Raw genomic sequence first — 23920 nt, forward strand, 5'->3', positions numbered from 1 at the left:
GCTGGGCCGGCGCCGTGCTTAACGTGCCAGCAGGATGCGCAGCATGCGGCGCAGCGGTTCGGCCGCGCCCCACAGCAGCTGGTCACCGATCACGAAGGCCGACACGTACTCGGGGCCCATGTTCAGCTTGCGCACGCGGCCCACGGCCACTTCCAGGCCGCCGGTGGTGGCGGCGGGGGTCAACTGCTGCACGGTCTCGGCGCGGTCGTTGGCCACGAACTTGACCCAGGGGTTGCCGCCCTTGATCAGCGCTTCGATCTCTGCCAGGGGCAGGTCCTTCTTCAGCTTCAGGGTCAAAGCCAGCGAGTGGCAGCGCATCGCGCCGATGCGCACGCACAGACCGTCGACGGGGATGGTGGCGGCAGTGCCCAGGATCTTGTTGACCTCGGCCTGGCCCTTCCATTCTTCCTTGGACTGGCCATTGGGCAGTTGCACGTCGATCCAGGGGATCAGGCCACCTGCCAGGGGCGCACCGAAGAACTCGGTGGGCACGTCTTCACGGATGGTGGTGGCCACCTTGCGGTCGATGTCCAGGATGGCGGATGCTGGCGTGGCCAGCTCGTCGGCCACGGCCGCGTGCACCACGCCCATGCCCTTGAGCAGCTCGCGCATGTGGTTGGCGCCGCCGCCCGAAGCCGCCTGGTAGGTCATGGAGGAGACCCACTCCACCAGACCGGCCTTGAACAGACCGCCCAGGCCCATCAGTAGGATGGAGTTGGTGCAGTTGCCGCCGATCCAATTCTTGCCACCGGCGGCCAGCTTGGCCTGGATCAGGTCGTCGTTGACGGGGTCCAGCACGATGACGGCGTCGTCTTCCATGCGCAGCGAGGAGGCTGCGTCGATCCAGTGGCCGTTCCAGCCGGCCGCGCGGATCTTGGGGAAGACTTCCTTGGTGTAGTCACCGCCTTGGCAGGTGATGATGATGTCGCACTTGGCCAGCTCGGCGATGTCGTTGGCATCCTTGAGCTGGGTGTGCACCGTGGCCATGGCCGGGGCCTTGCCGCCGGCGTTGGAGGTGGAGAAAAACACGGGATCGATCAGATCGAAGTCACCTTCGGCCTGCATGCGGTCCATCAGCACCGAGCCGACCATGCCGCGCCAGCCCACCAAACCTACCAATTGCTTGCTCATTTGAAACGCCCTTCCGAGTTGCGAAAACAGATGTGAATGTGCTCAATCCTGCTTTCCGGGCCCGGCTCGTCTGGCCGGGGGAGGGCGCGCGACGAACCGGGCTGGGTCAGCCTTTGATCGTCGTAATGGTTGTCGCGCGCACGGCCACACCTGCCAGCAAGGCAGCGTTGTGAGAGGCAGTGGGGGAGTGGGCGGCAAACATAAGATGTGGATTGTAGCTGAACTAATGCAGGTTTAGAGAAACTAATCTCTGCCCTCCGCAGGGTTTTGGGTTCCGCATTGTGGCGCGGAAACCCGGTGCACCGGCCATGAAATTTTCTGCAGGTGCATGAGTTTGCCTGAACCGCCGCACCCCGGGCGCGGTGGTTCAGGGCGCGGACTCAGACCGCGGCCAGGGCGGCGACCACGGCATCGCCCATTTCGCGGGTGGAGACGCGGGTGGTGCCTTCGCTGTAGATGTCGGCGGTGCGCAGGCCATCGGCCAGCACCTTTTGCACGGCGGCCTCGATCTTCTGCGCGGCGGCTTCCTGACCCAGGCTGAAGCGCAGCATCATGGCGGCCGACAGGATGGTGGCCAGGGGGTTGGCGATGCCCTTGCCGGCGATGTCGGGGGCCGAGCCGTGGCTGGGCTCGTACAGGCCTTGCTTCTTGTCGTTCAGGCTGGCGCTGGGCAGCATGCCGATGGAGCCGGTCAGCATGGAGGCTTCGTCGGACAGGATGTCGCCGAACATGTTGCCGGTGACCACCACGTCAAAGCGCTTGGGTTCCTTGACCAGCTGCATGGCGGCGTTGTCCACGTACATGTGGTCCAGGGCCACGTCGGGGTACTGCTGGCCGACTTCGGTGACCACGTCCTTCCACAGCTGGAAGGTTTCCAGCACATTCGCCTTGTCCACGCTGGTGACCTTCTTGCCGCGCTTTTGCGCGGCCTGGAAGGCGACGTGGGCAATGCGCTCGATCTCGGGGCGCGAGTAGCGCATGGTGTCGAAGGCTTCCTCGGTGCCGGGGAAGTGGCCGTCGGTGGCCACGCGGCGCCCGCGCGGCTGGCCGAAGTAGATGTCGCCGGTCAGCTCACGGATGATGAGGATGTCCAGGCCGGCCACCAGCTCGGGCTTGAGGCTGGAGGCGTGGGTCAGTTCCTTGTAGCAGATGGCGGGGCGGAAGTTGGCGAACAGGCCCAGGGCCTTGCGCAGGCCGAGGATGGCCTGCTCGGGGCGCAGGGGGCGGTCCAGCGTGTCGTACTTCCAGTCGCCCACGGCGCCGAACAGGATGGCGTCGGCTTCCTGGGCCAGCTTCAGTGTGGCCGGGGGCAGGGGGTGGCCGGCGGCTTCGTAGGCGGCGCCGCCCACGGGGGCGGATTCCATCTCGATGTCCAGGTCCAGGGCGTTGAGCACCTTCACGGCTTCGGCAACGATTTCGGGGCCGATGCCATCGCCGGGCAAGACTGCAATTTTCATGGTGTTCCTCGAAGTTTTGAGAGCTGCTTGCGCACGTATTGCAAGGGTTTCAAGTGGAAAAGACTCTGAAACCCTTGTGTGATGCGCGCTGTCAGCTCATGGATTCATAGTTATGGAAAGCGGGTCAGCCCTGGACCAGGCTGCGCGACAGCCAGGGCTTTTGCGCCAGACGTTCGGCTTCGAAGGCCTTGATCTTGTCGGCGTGGCGCATGGTCAGGCCGATGTCGTCAAAGCCGTTGAGCAGGCAGTACTTGCGGAAGGGAATCACGTCGAACGGGATTTCCTCGCCCTGGGGGCGCACGATGACCTGGCGCTCCAGGTCGATGGTCAGCTCGTAGCCGGGGAAGGCCTGCACTTCGTGGAACAGCAGGTCGATCGTGGCCTCGGGCAGCACGATGGGCAGCAGGCCGTTCTTGAAGCTGTTGTTGAAGAAGATGTCGGCAAAGCTGGGCGCCAGGATGGCGCGGAAGCCGTACTGGTCCAGCGCCCAGGGCGCGTGCTCGCGGCTGGAGCCGCAGCCGAAGTTCTTGCGCGTCAGCAGGATGCTGGCGCCCTTGTAGCGCGGCTGGTTGAGCACGAAGTCGGGGTTGGGCTTGCGCTGCGCTTCGGGCACGCCGGGCTGGCCGGGCTGGTCCAGGTAGCGCCATTCGTCAAAGGCGTTGGCGCCAAAGCCGGTCTTCTTGATCGACTTCAGGAACTGCTTGGGGATGATGGCGTCGGTGTCGACGTTCTCGCGGTCCATGGGGGCCACCAGGCCCTGGTGGATGGTGAATTTTTGCATGGCGTTCGAATCGGTGGGGTGGCAGATCAGCGGGCGGCGCGCTCAATGGCGTTGCCGGCTTTTTGCACGTCCTGGCCAATGCCCTGGACGGTGTTGCAGGCTGCCAGCGTGAAGGCCAGGCCGAGCAAAAGAATCGTGAAGGAAGGCTTCATGAGGGTCTCCGTGTCTCGTGGGATCTGGGGCGGACTCAGGCGAACTTGCGGATGTCCACGAAGTGGCCGTGGATGGCTGCGGCCGCGGCCATGGCCGGGCTGACCAGGTGGGTGCGCCCCCCCGCGCCCTGGCGGCCTTCGAAGTTGCGGTTCGAGGTGGAGGCGCAGCGCTCGCCGGGTTCCAGGCGGTCGGCGTTCATGGCCAGGCACATGGAGCAACCGGGTTCGCGCCATTCAAAGCCGGCGGCCTTGAAGATCACGTCCAGGCCTTCGCGCTCGGCCTGTTCCTTGACCAGGCCGGAGCCGGGCACGACCATGGCCAGCTTGATGTTCTTGGCCACCTTCTGGCCCAGCTTCTTGACCACAGCGGCGGCTTCGCGCATGTCCTCGATGCGGCTGTTGGTGCACGAGCCGATGAACACCTTGTCGACGAAGATGTCGTTCAGCGGCTTGCCGGGCTCCAGCGCCATGTAGGTCAGCGCGCGCTCTATGGCACCGCGCTTGTTGGGGTCCTTTTCCTTGTCGGGATCGGGCACGGTGGCGTCCACGCCCAGCACCATCTCGGGGCTGGTGCCCCAGGTGACCTGGGGCACGATGTCGGCGGCGTTCAGCTCGACCACGTGGTCGAACTGGGCATCGGCGTCGGAGTGCAGCGTCTTCCAGTAGGCGACGGCGGCCTCCCATTCGGCACCGGTGGGCGCCAGGGGGCGGCCCTTGACGTACTGGATGGTCTTTTCGTCCACGGCCACCAGGCCGGCGCGGGCGCCGCCCTCGATGGCCATGTTGCACACGGTCATGCGGCCTTCCATGGACAGGTCGCGGATGGCCTGGCCGGCAAACTCGATGGTGTAGCCCGTGCCGCCGGCGGTGCCGATCTTGCCGATGATGGCCAGCACGATGTCCTTGGCGGTCACGCCGGGCGCGACCTTGCCGTTGACCTGCACCAGCATGTTCTTGGCCTTCTTGGCCAGCAGGGTCTGGGTCGCCATGACGTGCTCGACCTCGGAGGTGCCGATGCCGTGGGCCAGCGCGCCGAAGGCGCCGTGGGTGGAGGTGTGGCTGTCGCCGCAGACCACGGTCATGCCGGGCAGGGTGGCGCCCTGCTCGGGGCCCATCACGTGGACGATGCCCTGGCCCTTGTCCATGAAGGGGAAGAAGGCGGCTGCGCCGAATTCGGCGATGTTGGTGTTCAGCGTGGTGATCTGTTCCTTGCTGATCGGGTCTTCGATGCCGTCGTAGCCGCGCTCCCAGCCGGTGGTGGGGGTGTTGTGGTCGGCCGTGGCGACCACGGAGTTGATGCGCCACAGCTTGCGACCGGCCAGGCGCAGGCCTTCGAAGGCCTGCGGGCTGGTGACTTCGTGCACCAGGTGGCGGTCGATGTAGAGGATGGAGGTGCCGTCTTCCTCGGTGTGGATGACGTGCTCGTCAAAAATCTTGTCGTAAAGGGTGCGTCCCATGGTGTTCTCTTCTCGTGGGTAGGGAGGTTGTCTCTCGAAATTTTAGGCCGCGGGTTTGGGGGCAGGCTCCCAGCCTTTGCCGAGGTGTTCCACCAGCAACCGCGATGTCACCGGCAGGGCCTCGAAGTCGCGGGCCACCAGGCTCAGGGTGCGCTGTGCCCAGGCGTCGGTCAGGGTCACGCTTTTCAGGTGGCCGACGCCGTGCATGAGCTCGAACGCCCGGTCGGGGATCAGGCCGATGCCCAGGCCGTTGTCGATCATGCGGCACATGGCGTCCAGGCTCGTGACCTGGATGCGCTGGTGCAGGGGGTGGCCGGAGCGCGCGGCCGCGCCGCGCATGGCCAGGCTGATGGAGCTGCCGCCCTGCAGGCCGACGATGTCCCATTCCAGCACTTCCTCGAAGCTGATGGCTTCGCGCTGGGCCAGGGCGTGGGCCTCGGGCATGACCACCACCAGGCGGTCGGTGCGGTAGGGGCGGGTCTGCAGGCCGTTGGTGTTGGCCTGGCCCATGTTGCAGATGCCGAGGTCGGCCGTGCCTTCGTGCACCGCCTGCAGCACGTCGGCCGACAGGTGTTCCTGCAGGTCGATCTTGATCTGCGGGTGCTCCTTGCTGAAGGCGCCCAGGTCCTCGGGCAGGAACTGCACGATGGCCGAGATGGTGGCGTGCACGCGCACATGGCCGCGCACGCCGTCGGCGTATTCGGACAGCTCGCCCTGCATGCGCTCCAGCCCGTACAGCACGTTGCGGGCATGGTGCAGCAGGCTTTCGCCGGCGGGCGTCAGCGTTACGCCGCGGCTGTGGCGGTACAGCAGCGCGGTGTCGACGGCGGCCTCCAGGTCGGACAGGCGCTTGCTGACGGCAGACGCGGCGATGTATTCACGTTCGGCGGCACGACCAATGCTGCCAAGCTCGCACACAGCCACAAACAGCTGCAACGAGGTCAGGTCGATACGGCGGGCAAAACTGCGCTCGGAATTCTTCATGGCGGGGCACACTTATCAAGTCTTCTCATTTTGAGAAGTTGATGCGATTTTCTCACCATGTTCAGCGCTTTGGCATCGCGCAATGCGAAGACTTTGGCTATTGTTGTGCCAATCAAGCCATCGTGTTTCGCGATGGTTTGCGTGCCGGAACCCAGAATCAGGAGCTGCTGGCGCGCGATTTCACGGCTTTTACAGTGGATTGGGCATGGAGATGCCCGAAAACACAGCGGCACCAGCTCCTGATTCAGAAGCGGGTGCCGCAGTTGGGTGCCCCGATGGCCGGGGCGTGCTTTAGAAGTTGTAGCGCAAGCTGACCCCGGTGGCCCAGTTGCGGCCTGGTGCGCTTTCGTAATAGCGGCTGTTGCCGTCGTTGACGATGACCGAGCCCACGTACTGGCGGTCGAACAGGTTGTCCACCCGCGCAAAGGCGTTGAGCGTCCAGTCGCCCAGCTGGCGGGTGTAGCCCACGCTGGCCGAGGCGATGGTGAAGGCCGGCGCGGCTTCGCTGTTGGCATCGTTCACGTACACCTTGCCGGCGTGCTGGGCCGACACGCCCAGGCGCCAAGCTGCGGTGGGACGGTAATTGAGACCCACGAACAGGTGCTGCTTGGACAGGCCGGGCAGCATGCGGCCCGCGAACTCACCCTCGCGGAACTCGGCATCCAGGTAGGTATAGGCGGCCTGCAACGCCCACTGGCGTGCCAGGCGCACATCGGCCTGCAGCTCGGCGCCGTAGCGGCGGGTGGTGCCGGCGTTGCGGAAGGTGGTGCGCCCGCCCGTGCCCCCGGCGCTGACGATCTCGTCGTCGGTCCGGCTGTGGAATACGGCCGCGCTCCACAGGCCCTGGATGTGGCCTGCCAGGCGCTGGCGCCAGCCCAGTTCGTACTGGGTGCTGACGCTGGGTTGCAGCGCCAGGTTCAGGCCGCCGGTGCCGTCGGGGCGGTGGGACAGCTCGGCAAAGGTGGGGGTTTCAAAACCGCGGCCGGCGCTGGCATAGACCGTGGCGTCGGGGGTGACCTGGTGGGACAGTGCCACCACGGGCAGGGCCTGGTGGTGTGTGACCGTGCCCGAATCGTCGGGGTTGCCGGGGCGCAGGTAATGGTCGTCCGACACGAACTTCACGCGGCTGTAGCGCAGGCCGGTGTCCAGGCTCCAGGCTGGGGCCAGCTGCCAGGTGGCCTGGATGTAGGGGTCGACGTTGGTGATGGTGTTTTTCTCGTCGCGGCGCAGTGCACCCTGCACCCCCAGGGTGCTGCCGACAAAGTTCTCATAGCCCTGGCGGTCTTCGTCCACCCGGTCCACGGCCAGGCCGGCCGTCACGGTGACGGGCACTGGCGCGTCGCTGAACCTGCCGGTCCAGCGGGCGTCCACGCCGGCGTAGTTGCGCGACATGTCGATCACGCCCCCGGCATGGCCGGCAGCGGCCTGGGTGGCAGCCGGAATCGACTGGTACTGCGCCGCCATGCTGCGGTGGCCGGCATAGGCCGTCAGGGCCACGCTGTGCACGCCGTCCAGGCGGCGTTCATAGGTGGCGCCCACCTGGGTTTGCTGCAGCGATTTGCGGGTGTTGAAGCTTTCGGCCACGGCCGCGCCGTTGTCGGCCCGGTAGGAGGCGCGGCGCGGGGTCGCCTGGTACTGCGCCCAGGTCAGGCCCTGGGGGTCCTGCGCGTCAGAGGCCATGGTGTTGGCCACCAGGGTCAGCCGGGCATCGTCGCCCAGCGCGGTGCTCAGCTTGGCATTCGCCACGTTGCGGTCGGCGGCGCTGTGGTCGCGCCAGCCGTCGGTCATGAAGCGGCTGGCACTGACGACATAGCTCAGGCCCTGGGCGGTCTGGCCGCCGGCCTTGGCCGACAAGCGCTGCTGGCCGTCGCTGCCAAAGCTGACGCCACCTTCGACAAAGGGCCGGCCCTCGGGCGTTTCGGTGAACAGGCTGACCACGCCACCGGCCGAGTTGCCGTACAGCGCCGAGTAAGGGCCGCGCAGCACTTCCACGCGCTCCAGGCTGGCGATGTCGATGTGCGACAGCGAGCCCTGGCCGTCGGGCATGGTGGCGGGAATGCCATCCACATACAGGCGCACGCCGCGCACGCCGAAGGTGGAGCGGGCGCCGTAGCCGCGCACGGACAGTTGCAGGTCCTGGGCGTAGTTCTGGCGGTTTTTGATCTGCAGGCCGGGCACGCCGGTCAGGCCTTCGGACAGGTTGACCTGCAGCTGGCGGTCGCGCAACTGCTCGCCATCCAGCACCGTGGCCGAGGTGGGCAGGGCCTGCAGGCTGGGGGTGCCGGGGGCGGAGCGCACTTCAACCGCCTCCAGCGTGGGGGCCTCGGTCTGGGCGTGGGCCGACGCGGCCAGGCCGGTGAGCAGGAGGGCGAGGGCGGGCGGCCGGCAGGTGGCGGTGACTGGCATGCGGAAATTAGAAATTCGTATGGACAAAAAAGTACATAAACTTTTCCTAATGCTAAAGGCGGGCATACTGGTGGGCAGGATCGGCGCCAAGAACCCCCATCTGCGCCGCAGCTTTTGGGGGCCCCGCTGGCGAGGATGCGCCGGGTCGTGTGGCGTTGTCTGTAGGTGGGTTGCGGATCCGCCCGGGTGTGCGGTGATCGGTGTGCAGCCCGCAGCCCGCAGGCGCGCAGTGTGGAGGCGGGTGTTCAGCATGAAGCGCGCTGGAGGCATCCAGCCCAGGCAGCATCAGCGCAGGCAGCTATGGATGGAGGAGCGGTGGTCCGCAGCGACCGCCGCATGAAAAAGGCCCGCGACGGCGGGCCTGGATGGGGTGTGCTGGATCAGCTGAAGAAGCGCTTGAGCTTGTCGGTCCAGCCTTCGCCGCTGGGTGAATGCTTGGCGCCGCCTTTTTTCAGCGACTCTTCCAGCTCGCGCAGCAGCTTGCGCTGGTACTCGGTCAGCTTGACCGGCGTTTCCACCACGATGTGGCAGTACAGGTCGCCGGGGTAGCTGGAGCGCACGCCCTTGATGCCCTTGCCGCGCAGGCGGAACTGCTTGCCCGCTTGCGTGCCTTCGGGGATGTCGATCGCCGCCTTGCCTTGCAGCGTGGGCACTTCGATCTCGCCCCCCAGGGCGGCGGTGATGAAGCTCACCGGCACCTGGCAGTGCAGATCATCACCATCGCGTTCGAAGATGTCGTGTTCGCGGATGCGGATCTCGATGTACAGGTCACCCGGAGGGCCGCCGTTCATGCCGGGCTCGCCGTTGCCAGTGGAGCGGATGCGCATGCCGTCGTCGATGCCGGCGGGGATCTTCACTTCCAGCGTCTTCTGGCGCTTGATCTTGCCCTGGCCGCTGCAGGTGGTGCAGGGCTCGGGAATGATCTTGCCTGTGCCGCGGCAGTGCGGGCAGGTCTGCTGCACGCTGAAGAAACCCTGGCGCATCTGCACCGAGCCGTTGCCACCGCAGGTGGTGCAGGTCTTGGGGCTGGTGCCGGGCTTGGCGCCGCTGCCGTGGCAGGTGTCGCAGTTGTCCCAGCTGGGGATGCGGATCTGGGCGTCCTTGCCCTTGGCCGCTTCTTCCAGGGAAATTTCCAGGGAATAGCTCAGGTCGTTGCCACGGTACACCTGGCGGCCACCGCCAGCGCCACGGCCACCCCGGCCCTGGCTGAACATGTCGCCAAAGATGTCGCCAAAGGCTTCGGCAAAGCCGCCGCCGCCAAAGCCTTCGCCGCCGCCCATGCCCCGGTTGGGATCGACGCCGGCGTGGCCGTACTGGTCGTAGGCCGCGCGCTTTTGGCTGTCCGAGAGCATTTCGTAGGCCTCCTTGACCTCCTTGAACTGCTCTTCGGCCTGCTTCGCCTTGTCACCCTGGTTGCGGTCCGGGTGGTACTTCATGGCCAGCTTGCGGTAGGCCTTTTTGATCTCATCGTCCGAGGCCGTCTTGGCGACGCCGAGGACTTCGTAATAGTCGCGTTTGGACATGGTTGCTACAGCCAATAAAAAACAGGAACGCCGCGCAAGACCCCATCAGCTGGGGCGGCGCGGCGGCAAGCGGTCAGGAATGCCGCTGCTTCGAATTACTTCTTCACTTCCTTGACTTCGGCATCCACGATGTCGTCATCGTTGGACCCCGCAGGCTTTTGCTGCTGCTGAGCGGCACCCGCGTCGGCGGCTTCGGCACCACCACCGGCGGCGGCCGCAGCCTGGGCTTCGGCGTAGACCTTCTCGCCCAGCTTCTGGCTGGCGGTCATCAGGGCCGTGGTCTTGGCTTCGATGGCGTCCTTGTCCTCGCCCTTCAGGGCTTCTTCCAGCTCCTTGGTGGCGGCTTCGATGGCGTCCTTCTCGGCGGCATCCAGCTTGTCGCCGTGCTCGCTCAGGCTCTTCTTGACGCTGTGGACGGCGGCTTCACCCTGGTTGCGGGCCTGCACCAGTTCCAGCTTCTTCTTGTCGTCGGCCGCGTTCAGTTCCGCGTCCTTGACCATCTGCTGGATTTCTTCTTCCGACAGACCCGAGTTGGCCTTGATGGTGATCTTGTTTTCCTTGCCGGTGCCCTTGTCCTTGGCGCCGACGTGCAGGATGCCGTTGGCGTCGATGTCGAAGCTCACCTCAATCTGGGGCACGCCACGGGGTGCGGCAGGGATGCCTTCCAGGTTGAATTCACCCAGCAGCTTGTTGCCCGAGGCCATCTCACGCTCACCCTGGAAGACCTTGATGGTCACCGCAGGCTGGTTGTCGTCCGCGGTCGAGAAGGTCTGCGCGAACTTCGTGGGGATGGTCGTGTTCTTGGTGATCATCTTGGTCATGACGCCGCCCAGGGTTTCGATACCCAGGGACAGGGGGGTCACGTCCAGCAGCAGCACGTCGGAACGGTCACCGGCCAGCACCTGGCCTTGCACGGCAGCGCCCACGGCCACGGCTTCGTCGGGGTTCACGTCCTTGCGGGGGTCCTTGCCGAAGAATTCCTTGACCTTTTCCTGCACCTTGGGCATGCGGCTCATGCCGCCGACCAGGATCACGTCCTGGATGTCGGACACGGAGATGCCGGCGTCCTTGATCGCGGTGCGGCAAGGGGCGATGGTGCGCTCGATCAGGTCCTCGACCAGGGCTTCCAGCTTGGAGCGGGTCAGCTTGATGTTCAGGTGCTTGGGACCGGTGGCGTCGGCCGTGATGTAAGGCAGGTTGATGTCGGTCTGTGCGGAGTTCGACAGCTCGATCTTGGCCTTTTCAGCGGCTTCCTTCAGGCGTTGCAGGGCCAGCACGTCCTTGGACAGGTCCACGCCCTGTTCCTTCTTGAACTCGCTGATGATGTAGTCGATGATGCGCTGGTCGAAGTCTTCGCCGCCCAAGAAGGTGTCGCCGTTGGTCGACAGCACTTCGAACTGCTTTTCACCGTCCACGTCGGCGATTTCGATGATGGACACGTCGAACGTGCCGCCACCCAGGTCATACACGGCGATCTTGCGGTCACCGGCGCCCACCTTGTCCAGGCCGAAGGCCAGGGCTGCAGCGGTGGGTTCGTTGATGATGCGCTTGACTTCCAGGCCGGCGATGCGGCCGGCGTCCTTGGTGGCTTGGCGCTGGGCGTCGTTGAAGTACGCGGGCACGGTGATCACGGCCTCGGTCACGGTCTCGCCCAGGAAGTCCTCGGCGGTCTTCTTCATCTTGCGCAGCACTTCGGCGCTGATCTGGGGAGGTGCCAGCTTCTGGCCGCGCACTTCCACCCAGGCGTCGCCGTTGTCGGCCTTGGTGATGGTGAAGGGCATCAGGTCGATGTCCTTTTGCACTTCCTTCTCGTCGAACTTGCGGCCGATCAGGCGCTTGGCGGCGTAGATGGTGTTCTTGGGGTTGGTCACGGCCTGGCGCTTGGCGGAGGCGCCGACCAGGATTTCACCGTCTTCCTGGTACGCAATGATCGAAGGCGTGGTGCGCGCACCCTCGCTGTTTTCGATCACGCGGGTGGTGTTGCCTTCCATGATGGCCACGCAGCTGTTGGTGGTGCCCAAGTCAATACCGATGATTTTGCCCATTTGAAATGCTCCGAATGTTTGGTTGATTGGCTCTTAGCTAAGGGTTGTTCCCGGGGCTTCAAGCCATGGTGTCAAGATTTTTTACGTGGCCTTACTTGGGCGCCGCGACCGTCACCAGCGCGGGGCGCAGCACACGGTCGGCAATCAGGTAGCCCTTTTGCAGCACGCTGACCACGGTGTTGGCTTCCTGGTCGGCGGGGACCATGGAGATGGCCTGGTGGTGGTGGGGGTCGAACTTGGTGCCCGCCGCGGGGGCGATGGTGACCACCTTGTTGCGCTCCAGCGCGTGCTGCAGCTGGCGCAGGGTGGCGTCCGAGCCCTCGCGCAGTTGCTCGGCCGTGGCGTTCTGGATGGCCAGGGCGGCGTCCAGGCTGTCGCACACGGGCAGCAGGCTTTCGGCAAAGCTTTCGATGCCGAATTTGCGCGCCTTGCTGACTTCCTCCTCGGCGCGGCGGCGCATGTTCTCGGCGTCGGCCTTGGCGCGCAGGAATTGGTCGGCCATGTCGGCGTTCTTGGCCTTGAGTTCGGCCAGCTCGGCCTGCAGGCGAGAGATTTCGTCGGCCACATTGGCAGCCATCGCAGCCTCCAGTTCCTCGGTCGAGGCGTCAACAGGGGCTGTGTGGGGCGTAGTGTGTTGTTCGGACATGTGGATAGCGTCTCAGAAGAATGAACCTTGCCAGTTCACATGGGGGTGCCTTGGCGGCTTTCAAGGGCCGGGTCACCCAAAGGGTATTGCAGGGACAAGTGTACAAGCCTGGAGAGGAGTGTCTATAATCTCGCGTTTTGCCTTGCTCCACCGCTACAGGCGCAGCGGGGGGCTTAACCCAAAAGGGAGTTTTCATGCGTCATTACGAAATCATTTTGTTGATCCATCCGGATCAAAGCGAGCAAGTTCCAGCCATGCTGGAGCGCTACAAGGGCATGATCACCGCCGGCGGCGGTGCAGTGCACCGTGAAGAAGACTGGGGCCGTCGTCAACTGGCCTACATGATCAACAAGCTCGCCAAGGCCCACTACATCTGCCTGAACATCGAAGCCGACCAGGCTGTGATGGCTGAACTGGAACACGCGTTCAAGTTCAACGATGCCGTGCTGCGTCACCTGACAGTGCAAAAGAAGAAGGCCGACACCGGCGCTTCTTCCATGATGAAGACTGTCGAGCGCGAAGAAGCCCGCAAGGCCAACCAAGCCGCTGAAGCCTAATTTCAGGCCTTCGCTTGGAGAGTGGAAAACCACGTTGTCCTGACCGCCTGTATCGATGAGCTGCCCGCTCTGCGGTACACCCCCGCCGGATTGCCCGCCTTGGATTTGCGCCTGGTGCACGAATCCTCCCAGATGGAAGCAGGCAGCCCGCGCAAGGTCTCGGCAGCTGTGAAAGCGGTGGCATTTGGTGCGTTGGCCGAGCGACTCGCCCGCCAGGCACCCGGAAGTTCTTGGAGATTCCAAGGTTTTCTGGCCACACCGCGCAACAGCAAAACCGTGGTGCTGCACATCCAGGATATTCAACAAAATTAATTTTCAAGAGGTCCAGCAATGGCCACGTTCAAGAAATTCAACAAAGACAAGCGCCCCAAGCGCAACACCCAGTCGCTGCTGTTCAAGCGCAAGCGCTTCTGCCGCTTCACCGTGGCTGGTGTGGAAGAGATCGACTACAAGGATGTCGACACCCTGCGTGACTTCATCGCCGAAAACGGCAAGATCATCCCCGCTCGCCTGACTGGCACGCGCGCCATCTACCAGCGTCAGCTGAACACTGCCATCAAGCGCGCTCGCTTCCTGGCTCTGCTGCCCTACACCGACCAGCACAAGATCTAAGGAGTCACAACCATGCAAATCATCCTGCTCGAAAAGGTTGTGAACCTGGGTAACCTGGGCGATATCGTCAAGGTCAAGGACGGCTACGCTCGCAACTTCCTGATCCCTTCGGGCCAAGCCCGTCGCGCCACGGCTGCTGCCAAGGCCGAGTTCGAAGCCAAGCGCGCCGAACTGGAAAAGGCTGCTGCCGAGAAGCTGGCTGCTGCCCAAGCCGAAGGCGAGAAGCTGAACGGCTTCACCCTGAAGCTGTCGCAAAAGGCTGGCGTGGACGGCCGTCTGTTTGGTTCCGTGACCAACCACGACATCGCTGACGCCCTGAAGGCACAAAACTTTGGCGTGCACAAGGCACAAGTGCGCATGCCCAACGGTCCCATCAAGACCGTGTCGGTTTCGACCGTGGAAGTGGCTCTGCACACCGACGTGCTGGTCGAAGTGACCGTGGAAGTGGCTGGCGAAGCTGCCTAAGCTTTCGGAAACTTTCCGACACACCAAAAGCCGCCCTCGGGCGGCTTTTGTGTTTTCAGGATGAAAACAGGCGCTGGCGCTTGCTGAACCTGCGCTTGCAGCTCTTTTTATTTCAGCGGTTCAGGGGCTATCCCTGGCCGCGAAGTCCATGCCGACGCTGGGCTGCCTGCATCGGTGGATGACGGCAGCCGACGGCGGCGCTACGATCATGGGCTTGTCTTTTTGTGGGTCGACCATGTCTTCTGTGATGCCTCCGTTGGATGATGATGTTTTTGGCGCGCCGGCTGCCGCCGAGGACCAGCAGGTGGCCAAGCTGCGCCTGCCGCAGTACTCCATGGAGTCCGAATCCAGCGTGCTGGGCGGTCTGCTGCTGGACAACAACGCCTGGGACCGGGTGGGGGACCTGCTGACCGAGCGCGATTTCTACCGCCACGAGCACCAGCAGATCTATGCCGCCATCGGCAAGCTGATCAACGACAGCAAACCGGCCGACGTGATCACGGTCTTCGAGCACCTGCAAAGCATGGGCAAGGCCGAAGAGGTGGGGGGCATCCTCTACCTCAACCAACTGGCCCAGTACGTGCCCAGCGCGACCAACATCCGCCGCTATGCGGAGATCGTGCGTGAGAAGGGCATCCTGCGCAAACTGCTGACGGTGAGTGATGAGATCGCCACGAATGCGCTCAACCCCCAGGGCAAGCCGGTGGAGCGCATCCTGGACGAGGCCGAGCAGAAGATCTTCGCCATCGGCGAGGAAGGCTCGCGCATGAAGCAGGGCTTCCAGAGCATGGACACCCTGGTGGGCGACCTGCTGGACCGGGTGCAGGAGATGGCGGACAACCCGGTAGATGTGACCGGCATTCCCACCGGCTTTGCCGACCTGGACCGCATGACCAGTGGCCTGCAGGCCGGCGACATGATCGTGCTGGCGGCGCGCCCGTCCATGGGCAAGACCTCGTTCGCGGTGAACATTGCCGAGCACGTGGCGCTCAACGAAGGCCTGCCGGTCGCCATCTTCTCGATGGAAATGGGCGCCGCCCAGCTGGCGGTGCGTATCGTGGGTTCCATCGGCAAGGTGAACCAGGGCAATCTGCGCACCGGCAAGCTGGAGCACGATGAGTGGGCGCGCCTGACCGAGGCGGTGGAAAAGCTCAGCCAGATCTCGCTGCACATCGACGAGACGCCAGGGCTGACGCCGTCCGAGCTGCGCGCCAATGCGCGGCGCCTGGCGCGCCAGTGCGGCAAGCTGGGTCTGATCGTGGTCGACTACCTGCAGCTGATGAGTGGCTCCAGCGGCGGTGGCGGTGACAACCGCGCGACCGAGCTGGGGGAAATCTCCCGGGGCCTGAAGATGCTGGCCAAGGAGCTGCAGTGCCCGGTGATTGCGCTGTCGCAGCTGAACCGTTCGGTGGAGCAGCGCACCGACAAGCGCCCCATGATGTCCGACCTGCGTGAATCGGGCGCCATCGAGCAGGACGCGGACATCATCATGTTCATCTACCGCGACGACTACTACAACAAGGACTCCAAGGAGCCGAACATTGCCGAGGTCATCATCGGCAAGCAGCGTAACGGCCCCACGGGCACGGTGAAGCTGTTCTTCCAGAAGAACCAGACGCGCTTCGAGAACCTGGCCATGGGCTACGACAGCGACGCCTATTGAGGGCGTACCCGGCGCGAAGCAATGAAAAAAGGGCCTTGCCATGGCGGCAAGGCCCTTTTTGTTGGAGGGTGCCTCAAAAAGAGGAGCTGTCAGCGCTGGTTATTCATAGAGTTGCAGTCCTTGAGGTGTTGAAACTCTCGTCTTTCCAGCGCAGGCTGCTTCTTTTATTGACGCAGCAAGGCGATCAGCAGCCCCAGCACGCACACGCCCAGCACGCCGCAGGCCCAGGCCAGGCGGGTGGCGCCGGTGCGCAGCAGGCCCACGGTCTGCACGATCTGCGCCTGCTGCTCGGCCATCTGCTCCAGCACCTGGGCCGAGGCGCGCTGGGCGGCCTCCAGCTGCTGCACGCGGGCTTCCAGCTGTGCCACCTGCTGCAGCGCCAGCTCGCCCGCACTGCTGGGCAGGCTGGCTGTGTGGTGGGCGGAGGGGGCGGCCGTCGCCATCGCGTCGGCCGCCTCCTGCTCGGGGCTTTTCTTTATCAGCCCCTTGGCGGCCTTGAGCACGTGCGGTGCCGCCTGGATTACATCGGTCCAGGGCACCATCTTCAGGGCTGCCACCCAGCTGATCGCCATTTACAGCACCTCGCTGGCAAAGTCCGCCAGGCGCGAGCGCTCGCCGCGCGCCAGTTGGATGTGACCGCTGTGCGGCCAGCCCTTGAAGCGGTCCACGGCAAAGGTCAAGCCGGAGCTGCCTTCCGTCAGGTACGGGGTGTCGATCTGGCCCAGGTTGCCCATGCAAATGATTTTGGTGCCGGGGCCGGCACGGGTGATCAGGGTCTTCATCTGCTTGGGCGTCAGGTTCTGGGCCTCGTCAATGATGACGTATTTGTTCAGGAAGGTGCGGCCACGCATGAAGTTCATGCTCTTGATCTTGATGCGGCTGCGGATCAGCTCATTGGTCGCGGCACGGCCCCATTCGTTGGGGTTGCCGCCGTCGCCCTTGGCCAGGAATTCCAGGTTGTCGTCCAGGGCACCCATCCAGGGGCCCATCTTCTCTTCCTCGGTGCCGGGCAGGAAACCGATGTCCTCGCCCACGCTGACGGTGGCGCGGGTCATGATGATCTCGGTGTAGCGGCGCTCGTCCAGCACCTGGCACAGGCCGGCGGCCAGGGCCATCAGCGTCTTGCCGGTGCCGGCCGTGCCGGTCAGGGTGACGAAGTCCACCTCGGGGTCCATCAGCAGGTTCAGGGCGAAGTTCTGCTCGCGGTTGCGTGCGTTCACACCCCAGACGTTGTGCTTGCTGCTGCTGTAGTCGCGCAGGGTCTCCAGCACCACGGTCTTGTCGCGAATCTCCGTCACGCGGGCATGCAGGCTGGGCTCGCCCGGCGCTTCAAAGTACACGTACTGGTTGATCAGCATGGGCGCCGTGACGGGGCCGCTCAGGCTGTAGAAGCTGCGTCCGCCCTGCTGCCAGCTTTCGACGTTCTTGGCCTTGCGCCAGAAGTCGGCGGGCAGGGCCAGGCTGCCGGTGTACAGCAGGTCGCCGTCGTCCAGCGCCTTGTCGTTGCGGTAGTCCTCGGCCGGCAGGCCCAGGGCGCGCGCCTTGACGCGCATGTTGATGTCCTTGGACACCAGGATGACTTCCTGCTGGCCTTGCTTGGCCGCGCGCAGGGCCTGGACCACGCCCAGGATCTGGTTGTCGGCCTTGCCCTGGGGCAGGCTGGCGGGCAGGCGGTAGTCCAGCGGCACCGTCTGGAAGAACAGGTGGCCGGTGGAGCCCTTGTTGCCGCTGGCGTCCAGGCGCAGGCCAATCGCCAGATCGGCGCTCTGCTGCGCGTCCACCAGGGCATCCAGCATGCGGCTGACCTGGCGGCCGTTGCGGGCCACTTCGGTCATGCCCTTCTTGTGGGCATCCAGCTCTTCCAGCACCACCATGGGCAGGAAGATGTCGTGCTCTTCGAAGCGGAAGATGCTGGTGGGGTCGTGCAGCAGCACATTGGTGTCCAGAACAAACAGGCAGGATTGGCCCGTGCGCTTCTTGGTCGGGCGTGCCGGGTTGCTGGCGACCGCTGCGGGTGCCGCCGTCGCGGGGGTGGTGCTGCGCTTGCGGTTGCTGGCCGCGGGCGTGGCCGGTGCGGGTGCAGGGGTTGCCTTTGGCGCAGGGGCGGCGGTCGCCGCCTTTTGCTGCACGGCAGCACGTTGCTGCGCTAGGCTTTGCGCGGCTGCCGTGGTTGCTGCACTGGCCGTGGCGGTGCTGGCGGCTTTCTTGCCGCTGCGCGCGGGCGGCGGTGTCAAGGCCGGCGCAGGCGTGCTGGGCAGGGGTGTCGGCAGCGTGTCCTCGGTGTCCGGGCTGGCGGCGGCTGTCGCGCGTTTGCTGGTGCGTGCGGTGACGTCAAAGGCTTCCTTGGCTACACGGGCGGCGCGTTTGGTCGGGGCGGGAGGCAATGGCATAAGCGAGTCAGTCCTTGTGAGGGCTGTAAAAAACACAAAGCCGCCGGGCACAGGCCCAGGCGGCTTTGGGGGAGGTGGGTTTGCAATGCAGGGTCAAAACGCGCAAAGGCATGAGACCCATTATGCATGCCTTGGTGCCGACACCGATGTCAGCGCTGTGGCGTGGTATTTCAGGCGGCTTGCTTGGCGGCAGTCTTCAGTGCCTTGACAGCCTTGAGGACTTCGTCCACGTGGCCGGGAACCTTCAGGCCGCGCCATTCCTGCACCAGGATGCCGTCGGCATTCACCAGGAAGGTGGAGCGCTCGATGCCTTTGACCTTCTTGCCGTACATGATCTTGTTCTTGACCACGCCGAACATGTGGCACATCTTTTCTTCGGTGTCGGCGATCAGCTCGAAGGGCAGTTCCAGCTTTTCCTTGAAGTCGTCGTGCGACTTCATGTTGTCGCGCGACACGCCGAACACCACGGCACCGGCCTTTTCAAAGTCCTTGAACTTGTCACGGAACTGCATGGCCTCGGTGGTGCAGCCAGGGGTGTTGTCCTTCGGGTAGAAGTACAGAATCACAATCTGGCCGGTGTGCGAGGTGTTGGATACCTTCACGCCACCTGTCGCGTTGGCTTCAAATTCGGGAAGGGGTTTGTTGACAACGATCGCCATGCGCTTTGATCTCTCGGGAGTAGTCGTTGGAATGCCGAGGGGTGTAGGGTGTGTATTGCTTTTATGGGTAGGTACGCCCCCGACCGCAACCTGCGATTTTACCCCGAAACGCGAATTTTGACGAGCCCCGTGCGGATATTACTCCAAGAGCAGTGCGGCTATCACATTGCGGCCTTCTGCGGCCAGCACGTTGTAGGTGCGGCAGGCGGCGTGGGTGTCCATGGTCTCCAGTCCGATGCGTTTGTGCATCAGTGGTTGCAGCCAGGCGGGGTGCACGAAACGCAGCTTGCTGCCGGAGCCGAAGATGATGAGTTCGGCGTTGAGTTCGGCCAGTGCGGCGAAGTGCTGGGGCGTGAGCGAGGCGAAGTCCGTGCAGTCCCAGGGGCGCAGGAAGCCGCTGGCGCCCAGCAGCAGGTTGCCGCGGTGTTCCTGCTTGTTGACGGTCAGCCAGCCGGGGCCGTACCCCGTGACCATTTGCACGTCGGAGTGGTCAGCGTGGAGTTTCATGGAGGGTGTTCCTTGTGATGGCGGCGTGGGCCAGGGCGCTGCCTGGTATACCGGGAGCATGGCCACCGCATTTTGCGGGGAGGGCGGCCGGCCGAAGTGTGGTCAAATTATAGGTTTCACCGGGGCGCGGGCGCGCCTTGGCGCTGTTGAAGCAATAGGTGGCATATTTCCATGAAGACTGTCCAAAAATCCGCAAAGCTGTCCAACGTCTGCTATGACATCCGAGGGCCGATCATGGATGCGGCCAAGCAGATGGAAGAGGACGGTCACAAGATCATCAAGCTGAACATCGGCAATCTGGCGGTGTTCGGCTTCGATGCCCCCGAGGAAGTGCAGCAGGACATGATCCGCAACCTGCCCAACTCGGCCGGCTATTCCGACAGCAAGGGCATCTTCGCGGCGCGCAAGGCCGTGATGCACGAAACCCAGCGCCAGGGCATCAAGGGAGTGACGCTGGACGACATCTACCTGGGCAATGGCGCCTCTGAGCTGATCGCCCTGGCCACCAACGCCTTGCTGGACAACGGCGACGAGATGCTGCTGCCAGCGCCTGACTATCCGCTGTGGACGGCCGTGACCAGCCTGTCCGGTGGCACGCCCGTGCACTACATGTGCGACGAGGACAACGGCTGGATGCCCAACCTGCAGGACATCCGCGCCAAGATCACGCCCCGCACCAAGGCCATCGTGGTCATCAACCCCAACAACCCCACGGGTGCGCTGTACTCCAAGGAATTGCTGCTGGAGATCCTGCAACTGGCGCGTGAGCACGGCCTGGTGGTGTTTGCCGACGAGGTCTACGACAAGGTGCTGTACGACGACGTCAAGCACACGCCCCTGGGCAGCCTGTCCGCCGACGTGCTGACCATCACCTTCAACTCCCTGTCCAAGGCCTACCGCAGCTGCGGCTACCGCGCCGGCTGGATGGTGATCTCCGGCGACAAGAAGCCCGCCAAGGACTACATCGAGGGCCTGAACATGCTCTCCAACATGCGCCTGTGCGCCAATGTGCCTGGGCAGTGGGCCGTGCAGACGGCACTGGGCGGCCACCAGAGCATCGACGAGCTGGTCAAGGAAGGCGGCCGCCTGCGCGTGCAGCGCGATGTGGCCTGGGAGCTGATCAACGCCATCCCCGGCGTGTCCTGCGTCAAGCCCAAGGCGGCGCTGTACATGTTCCCGCGCCTGGACCCCGAGATCTACCCCATCAAGGACGACCAGGAATTCTTCCTCGAAGTGCTGCAGGAAACCAAGGTCATGCTGGTGCAGGGCACGGGCTTCAACTGGCCCAATCCCGACCACTTCCGCATCGTCTTCCTGCCGCATGAGCCCGATCTGCGCGAGGCCATCAACCGCCTGGCCACCTTCCTGGCCAAGTACCGCCAGCGCCATGGCACGGACAAGCTGCTGAACAAGCCGGCCGCCAAATCCAAACCCAAGGCCGACGCTGCGGCCTAAGCATTTTTGATAGCTGTAAGCGCAGACCCCGTAAGCGCTACAGCCCTTTTTGACGTGAAAGCGTAATGAGACTATGAAACCGATCCAAGTAGGCCTGTTGGGCATTGGCACCGTGGGCAGCGGCACTTTCAACGTGCTGCAGCGCAACCAGGAAGAGATCCGCCGCCGCGCGGGTCGTGGCATTGAGATTGCCATGGTGGCCGACTTGGATACCACGCGCGCCAAGCAAGTCGTCGGTGATGCCGTCCAGGTGGTGGGCGATGCCCGCGCCATCATCGCCAACCCCGACATCGACGTGGTGGTCGAGCTGATCGGCGGCTACGGCATCGCCAAGGCCCTGGTGCTGGAAGCGATCGCTGCGGGCAAGCACGTGGTGACCGCCAACAAGGCGCTGCTGGCCGTGCACGGCTCCGAAATCTTCAAGGCGGCGGCCGACAAGGGCGTGATCGTGGCCTATGAAGCCGCCGTGGCCGGTGGCATCCCCATCATCAAGGCGCTGCGCGAAGGCCTGACCGCCAACCAGATCCAGTGGGTGGCCGGCATCATCAACGGCACGACCAACTTCATCCTGTCCGAAATGCGTGACAAGGGCCTGGACTTCGACGTGGTGCTCAAGGAAGCGCAACGCCTGGGCTATGCCGAAGCCGACCCCACCTTCGACATCGAAGGCGTGGACGCCGCGCACAAGGCCACGCTGATGAGCGCGATTGCCTTCGGTATCCCCGTGCAGTTCGACAAGGCCTATGTGGAAGGCATCACCAAGCTGGCAGGCGCCGACATCAAGTACGCCGAACAGCTGGGCTACCGCATCAAGCTGCTGGGCATCACCAAGCGCACGGACAAGGGCATTGAGCTGCGCGTGCACCCCTCGCTGGTGCCCTCCAAGCGCCTGATCGCCAACGTCGAAGGCGCCATGAACGCTGTGGTGGTGAACGGCGACGCCGTGGGCACCACGCTGTACTACGGCAAGGGTGCGGGCTCCGAGCCCACCGCGTCGGCCGTGATTGCCGATCTGGTGGACATCGCCCGCCTGCACGGTGCAGACCCCGCCCACAGCGTGCCGCCCCTGGCCTTCCAAAGCAGCACCCTGGGCGCTGCCGGCAAGGAACTGCCCGTGCTGCCCATGGCCGAGGTGGTGACCAGCTATTACCTGCGCATCCGCGTGGCCGACGAAGCCGGCGTGCTGGCCAAGATCACCACGCTGCTGGCCAATGCCGGCATCAGCATCGACGCCGTGCTGCAGCGCGAAGCCGATGAAGTGGGCGGCGAAGGTTCGACCCAGACCGACCTGATCATCCTGACCCACGACACCCGCGAAGGCGATATGGACAAGGCGCTGGCTGAAATCCAGGGCCTGCCCACCGTGCTGGCGCCGATCACGCGCATCCGCAAAGAGGAATTGAACTAACTCCCCCTGAGGCGCTGTGCGCCTTCCCCCTCTCTGGCTGCGCTGGAGGGGGACGACGCCCTCGCTGCGGGGCGGCCCTTGCTCGGCGTCCTTGGCGAAAGTTGGCATGGACACGCAAGCAGGGCTTTTGAATCGAATATTGACGAGGAAGCACCATGCTTTATCTGTCCACCCGTGGTCATGCCGACCGCAAACGCTTTTGCGACATCCTGCTCGAAGGCCTGGCGCCCGATGGCGGCCTGTACCTGCCGGTCGAGTACCCCCAGATCGACGATGCCAAGCTGACCCAGCTGCGCACCACGCTGGCCACCCAAGGCTATGCCGCGCTGGCGTTCGAGATCCTGTCGCTGTACATCGACGACATCCCTGCCGACGACCTGCGCGCCCTGTGCGCCAAGACGTACACCCAGGAAGTCTTTGGCACCGAGGCCATCGTGCCCGTGCGCACGCTGGAAGGCAATTTGCGGATTGAAGCCCTGTCCAACGGCCCCACGCTGGCCTTCAAGGACATGGCCATGCAGCTGCTGGGCAACCTGTTCGAGTACGAGCTGACCCGCCGTGGTGAAACCCTGAACATCCTGGGCGCCACCTCTGGCGACACCGGCAGCGCGGCCGAGTACGCCATGCGTGGCAAGCAGGGGGTGCGCGTGTTCATGACCAGCCCCCACGGCCGCATGAGCCCCTTCCAGCAGGCGCAGATGTTCAGCCTGCAGGACGCCAACATCCACAACATCGCCATCGAAGGCGTGTTCGACGACTGCCAGGACATCGTCAAGGCCGTGTCCAACGACCATGCGTTCAAGGCCAAGTACAAGATCGGCACCGTCAATTCCATCAACTGGGCGCGCCTGCTGGCCCAGGTGGTGTACTACTTTGCCGGCTACCTGCAGGCGACGACCCGCAACGAAGAGAAGGTCAGCTTCACCGTGCCTTCGGGCAACTTCGGCAACATCTGCGCCGGCCATGTGGCGCGCCAGATGGGCCTGCCGATTGCCCAGCTGGTGGTGGCCACCAACGAGAACGACGTGCTGGACGAATTCTTCCGCACCGGCGTCTACCAGGTGCGCGGCGCGGTCAACACCTACGAGACCTCCAGCCCGTCCATGGACATTTCCAAGGCCAGTAATTTCGAGCGCTTTGTGTTCGACCTGGTCGGCCGGGATGGCGCGCGCACCCAGGCGCTGTTTGCCGAAGGCGTAGCCAAGCAAGGCAAGTTCGACCTGAGCCAGGACGCCTGCTTCCAGGATGCGGCCCTGAAGTACGGCTTTGTCAGCGGCAAGAGCACGCACGCCGACCGTTTGGCTACCATCAAGGACTGCTACCAGCGTCTGGGCCAGATGATCGACACCCACACCGCAGACGGCGTGAAGGTGGCCCGTGAGCACCTGCGCCACGAGCCCATGCTGGTGCTGGAAACCGCGCTGCCCATCAAGTTCGCGGCCACCATCGAGGAAGCCCTGGGCCGCCAGCCCGAGCGTCCCGCCAAGTTCGACGGCATCGAAGACCTGCCCAAGCGTGTGGTGGTCATGCCGGCGGATGTGGAAAAGGTCAAAGCCTATATTCAGCAGCACTGCGACTGAGCCTGGGCTTTAGGCATGAAACTGAGCGCCGGCGCTTGTTCC

At 64.3% G+C, this 23920-nt stretch carries 23 protein-coding genes; 9 read left to right on the forward strand and 14 right to left on the reverse strand.

Going from position 1 to position 23920, the window contains the following annotated elements; translation table 11 throughout:
- Positions 1-18: 18 nt before the first annotated feature.
- The 6 genes from asd to KAQ61_RS02145 form a co-directional block, all read right to left on the reverse strand.
- Positions 19-1131 (reverse strand): aspartate-semialdehyde dehydrogenase, encoded by a 1113-nt coding sequence (gene asd, locus KAQ61_RS02120; protein ID WP_043379089.1) that lies wholly within the window; start codon positions 1129-1131, stop codon positions 19-21.
- A 380-nt stretch (positions 1132-1511) separates the two neighbouring features.
- Positions 1512-2588 (reverse strand): 3-isopropylmalate dehydrogenase, encoded by a 1077-nt coding sequence (gene leuB / locus KAQ61_RS02125; protein WP_043379091.1) that lies wholly within the window; start codon positions 2586-2588, stop codon positions 1512-1514.
- 124 nt (positions 2589-2712) lie between these two features.
- On the reverse strand, positions 2713-3369 hold the full coding sequence (gene leuD, locus KAQ61_RS02130; protein WP_210930350.1) for a 3-isopropylmalate dehydratase small subunit: 657 nt from the start codon (positions 3367-3369) through the stop codon (positions 2713-2715).
- A gap of 26 nt (positions 3370-3395) precedes the next feature.
- Positions 3396-3521, reverse strand: coding sequence for an entericidin A/B family lipoprotein (locus KAQ61_RS02135; RefSeq protein WP_042411248.1), 126 nt, complete (start codon positions 3519-3521; stop codon positions 3396-3398).
- A gap of 35 nt (positions 3522-3556) precedes the next feature.
- Positions 3557-4978, reverse strand: a complete 1422-nt coding sequence (gene leuC, locus KAQ61_RS02140) for a 3-isopropylmalate dehydratase large subunit (protein WP_210930351.1) — start codon at positions 4976-4978, stop codon at positions 3557-3559.
- Between the two features lie 42 nt (positions 4979-5020).
- Positions 5021-5962: a LysR family transcriptional regulator gene (locus KAQ61_RS02145; RefSeq protein WP_154163759.1), complete on the reverse strand. Its 942-nt coding sequence runs from the start codon at positions 5960-5962 to the stop codon at positions 5021-5023.
- 41 nt (positions 5963-6003) lie between these two features.
- Between KAQ61_RS02145 and KAQ61_RS02150 the strand changes: the two genes are divergently transcribed.
- Positions 6004-6276: a hypothetical protein gene (locus tag KAQ61_RS02150; protein ID WP_210930352.1), complete on the forward strand. Its 273-nt coding sequence runs from the start codon at positions 6004-6006 to the stop codon at positions 6274-6276.
- Here KAQ61_RS02150 and KAQ61_RS02155 read toward each other — a convergent pair.
- The 4 genes from KAQ61_RS02155 to grpE form a co-directional block, all read right to left on the reverse strand.
- Complete coding sequence (locus KAQ61_RS02155) at positions 6254-8368, reverse strand: TonB-dependent receptor (RefSeq protein ID WP_210930353.1); 2115 nt, start codon at positions 8366-8368, stop codon at positions 6254-6256. The two genes, KAQ61_RS02150 and KAQ61_RS02155, sit on opposite strands and share 23 nt — an antisense overlap.
- Positions 8369-8748: 380 nt before the next feature.
- Entirely contained in the window at positions 8749-9891 is a 1143-nt protein-coding gene (dnaJ, locus tag KAQ61_RS02160; protein WP_043379119.1) for a molecular chaperone DnaJ, read from the reverse strand.
- A gap of 95 nt (positions 9892-9986) precedes the next feature.
- Positions 9987-11936: a molecular chaperone DnaK gene (gene dnaK / locus KAQ61_RS02165; RefSeq protein WP_210930354.1), complete on the reverse strand. Its 1950-nt coding sequence runs from the start codon at positions 11934-11936 to the stop codon at positions 9987-9989.
- 91 nt (positions 11937-12027) lie between these two features.
- On the reverse strand, positions 12028-12582 hold the full coding sequence (grpE, locus tag KAQ61_RS02170; RefSeq protein ID WP_043379129.1) for a nucleotide exchange factor GrpE: 555 nt from the start codon (positions 12580-12582) through the stop codon (positions 12028-12030).
- Between the two features lie 194 nt (positions 12583-12776).
- Here grpE and rpsF point away from each other — a divergent pair, with 194 nt between their 5' ends.
- The 5 genes from rpsF to dnaB all read left to right on the forward strand — a co-directional run bounded on the left by rpsF (position 12777) and on the right by dnaB (position 15879).
- Positions 12777-13139 (forward strand): 30S ribosomal protein S6, encoded by a 363-nt coding sequence (rpsF, locus tag KAQ61_RS02175; protein ID WP_042411228.1) that lies wholly within the window; start codon positions 12777-12779, stop codon positions 13137-13139.
- Positions 13140-13160: 21 nt separating this feature from the next.
- Complete coding sequence (gene priB, locus KAQ61_RS02180) at positions 13161-13451, forward strand: primosomal replication protein N (protein WP_045267300.1); 291 nt, start codon at positions 13161-13163, stop codon at positions 13449-13451.
- A gap of 18 nt (positions 13452-13469) precedes the next feature.
- Entirely contained in the window at positions 13470-13751 is a 282-nt protein-coding gene (gene rpsR, locus KAQ61_RS02185; RefSeq protein WP_042411225.1) for a 30S ribosomal protein S18, read from the forward strand.
- Between the two features lie 12 nt (positions 13752-13763).
- Positions 13764-14216, forward strand: coding sequence for a 50S ribosomal protein L9 (gene rplI, locus KAQ61_RS02190; RefSeq protein ID WP_042411223.1), 453 nt, complete (start codon positions 13764-13766; stop codon positions 14214-14216).
- Positions 14217-14451: 235 nt separating this feature from the next.
- Positions 14452-15879 carry a replicative DNA helicase gene (gene dnaB, locus KAQ61_RS02195; RefSeq protein ID WP_043379136.1) on the forward strand — a complete coding sequence of 476 codons (1428 nt, stop codon included), beginning with the start codon at positions 14452-14454 and terminating at the stop codon, positions 15877-15879.
- Between the two features lie 164 nt (positions 15880-16043).
- Here dnaB and KAQ61_RS02200 read toward each other — a convergent pair whose 3' ends face one another.
- The 4 genes from KAQ61_RS02200 to KAQ61_RS02215 all read right to left on the reverse strand — a co-directional run bounded on the left by KAQ61_RS02200 (position 16044) and on the right by KAQ61_RS02215 (position 19435).
- Positions 16044-16451: a hypothetical protein gene (locus KAQ61_RS02200; protein ID WP_210930355.1), complete on the reverse strand. Its 408-nt coding sequence runs from the start codon at positions 16449-16451 to the stop codon at positions 16044-16046.
- Positions 16452-18269 carry a PhoH family protein gene (locus tag KAQ61_RS02205; protein ID WP_210930356.1) on the reverse strand — a complete coding sequence of 606 codons (1818 nt, stop codon included), beginning with the start codon at positions 18267-18269 and terminating at the stop codon, positions 16452-16454. It lies immediately after the preceding gene.
- 170 nt (positions 18270-18439) lie between these two features.
- Positions 18440-18928, reverse strand: coding sequence for a peroxiredoxin (locus KAQ61_RS02210; protein WP_042411211.1), 489 nt, complete (start codon positions 18926-18928; stop codon positions 18440-18442).
- A 138-nt stretch (positions 18929-19066) separates the two neighbouring features.
- Positions 19067-19435 carry an Mth938-like domain-containing protein gene (locus KAQ61_RS02215; protein ID WP_210930357.1) on the reverse strand — a complete coding sequence of 123 codons (369 nt, stop codon included), beginning with the start codon at positions 19433-19435 and terminating at the stop codon, positions 19067-19069.
- A gap of 171 nt (positions 19436-19606) precedes the next feature.
- Here KAQ61_RS02215 and KAQ61_RS02220 point away from each other — a divergent pair, with 171 nt between their 5' ends.
- The 3 genes from KAQ61_RS02220 to thrC all read left to right on the forward strand — a co-directional run bounded on the left by KAQ61_RS02220 (position 19607) and on the right by thrC (position 23878).
- Positions 19607-20890 carry a pyridoxal phosphate-dependent aminotransferase gene (locus KAQ61_RS02220; protein ID WP_154163754.1) on the forward strand — a complete coding sequence of 428 codons (1284 nt, stop codon included), beginning with the start codon at positions 19607-19609 and terminating at the stop codon, positions 20888-20890.
- 73 nt (positions 20891-20963) lie between these two features.
- Complete coding sequence (locus tag KAQ61_RS02225) at positions 20964-22298, forward strand: homoserine dehydrogenase (protein WP_154163753.1); 1335 nt, start codon at positions 20964-20966, stop codon at positions 22296-22298.
- Positions 22299-22453: 155 nt separating this feature from the next.
- Positions 22454-23878 carry a threonine synthase gene (gene thrC / locus KAQ61_RS02230; protein WP_045267294.1) on the forward strand — a complete coding sequence of 475 codons (1425 nt, stop codon included), beginning with the start codon at positions 22454-22456 and terminating at the stop codon, positions 23876-23878.
- Positions 23879-23920: the final 42 nt, after the last annotated feature.

It is taken from the genome of Comamonas aquatica, assembly GCF_018064205.1.
GTDB lineage: Bacteria > Pseudomonadota > Gammaproteobacteria > Burkholderiales > Burkholderiaceae_C > Comamonas > Comamonas aquatica.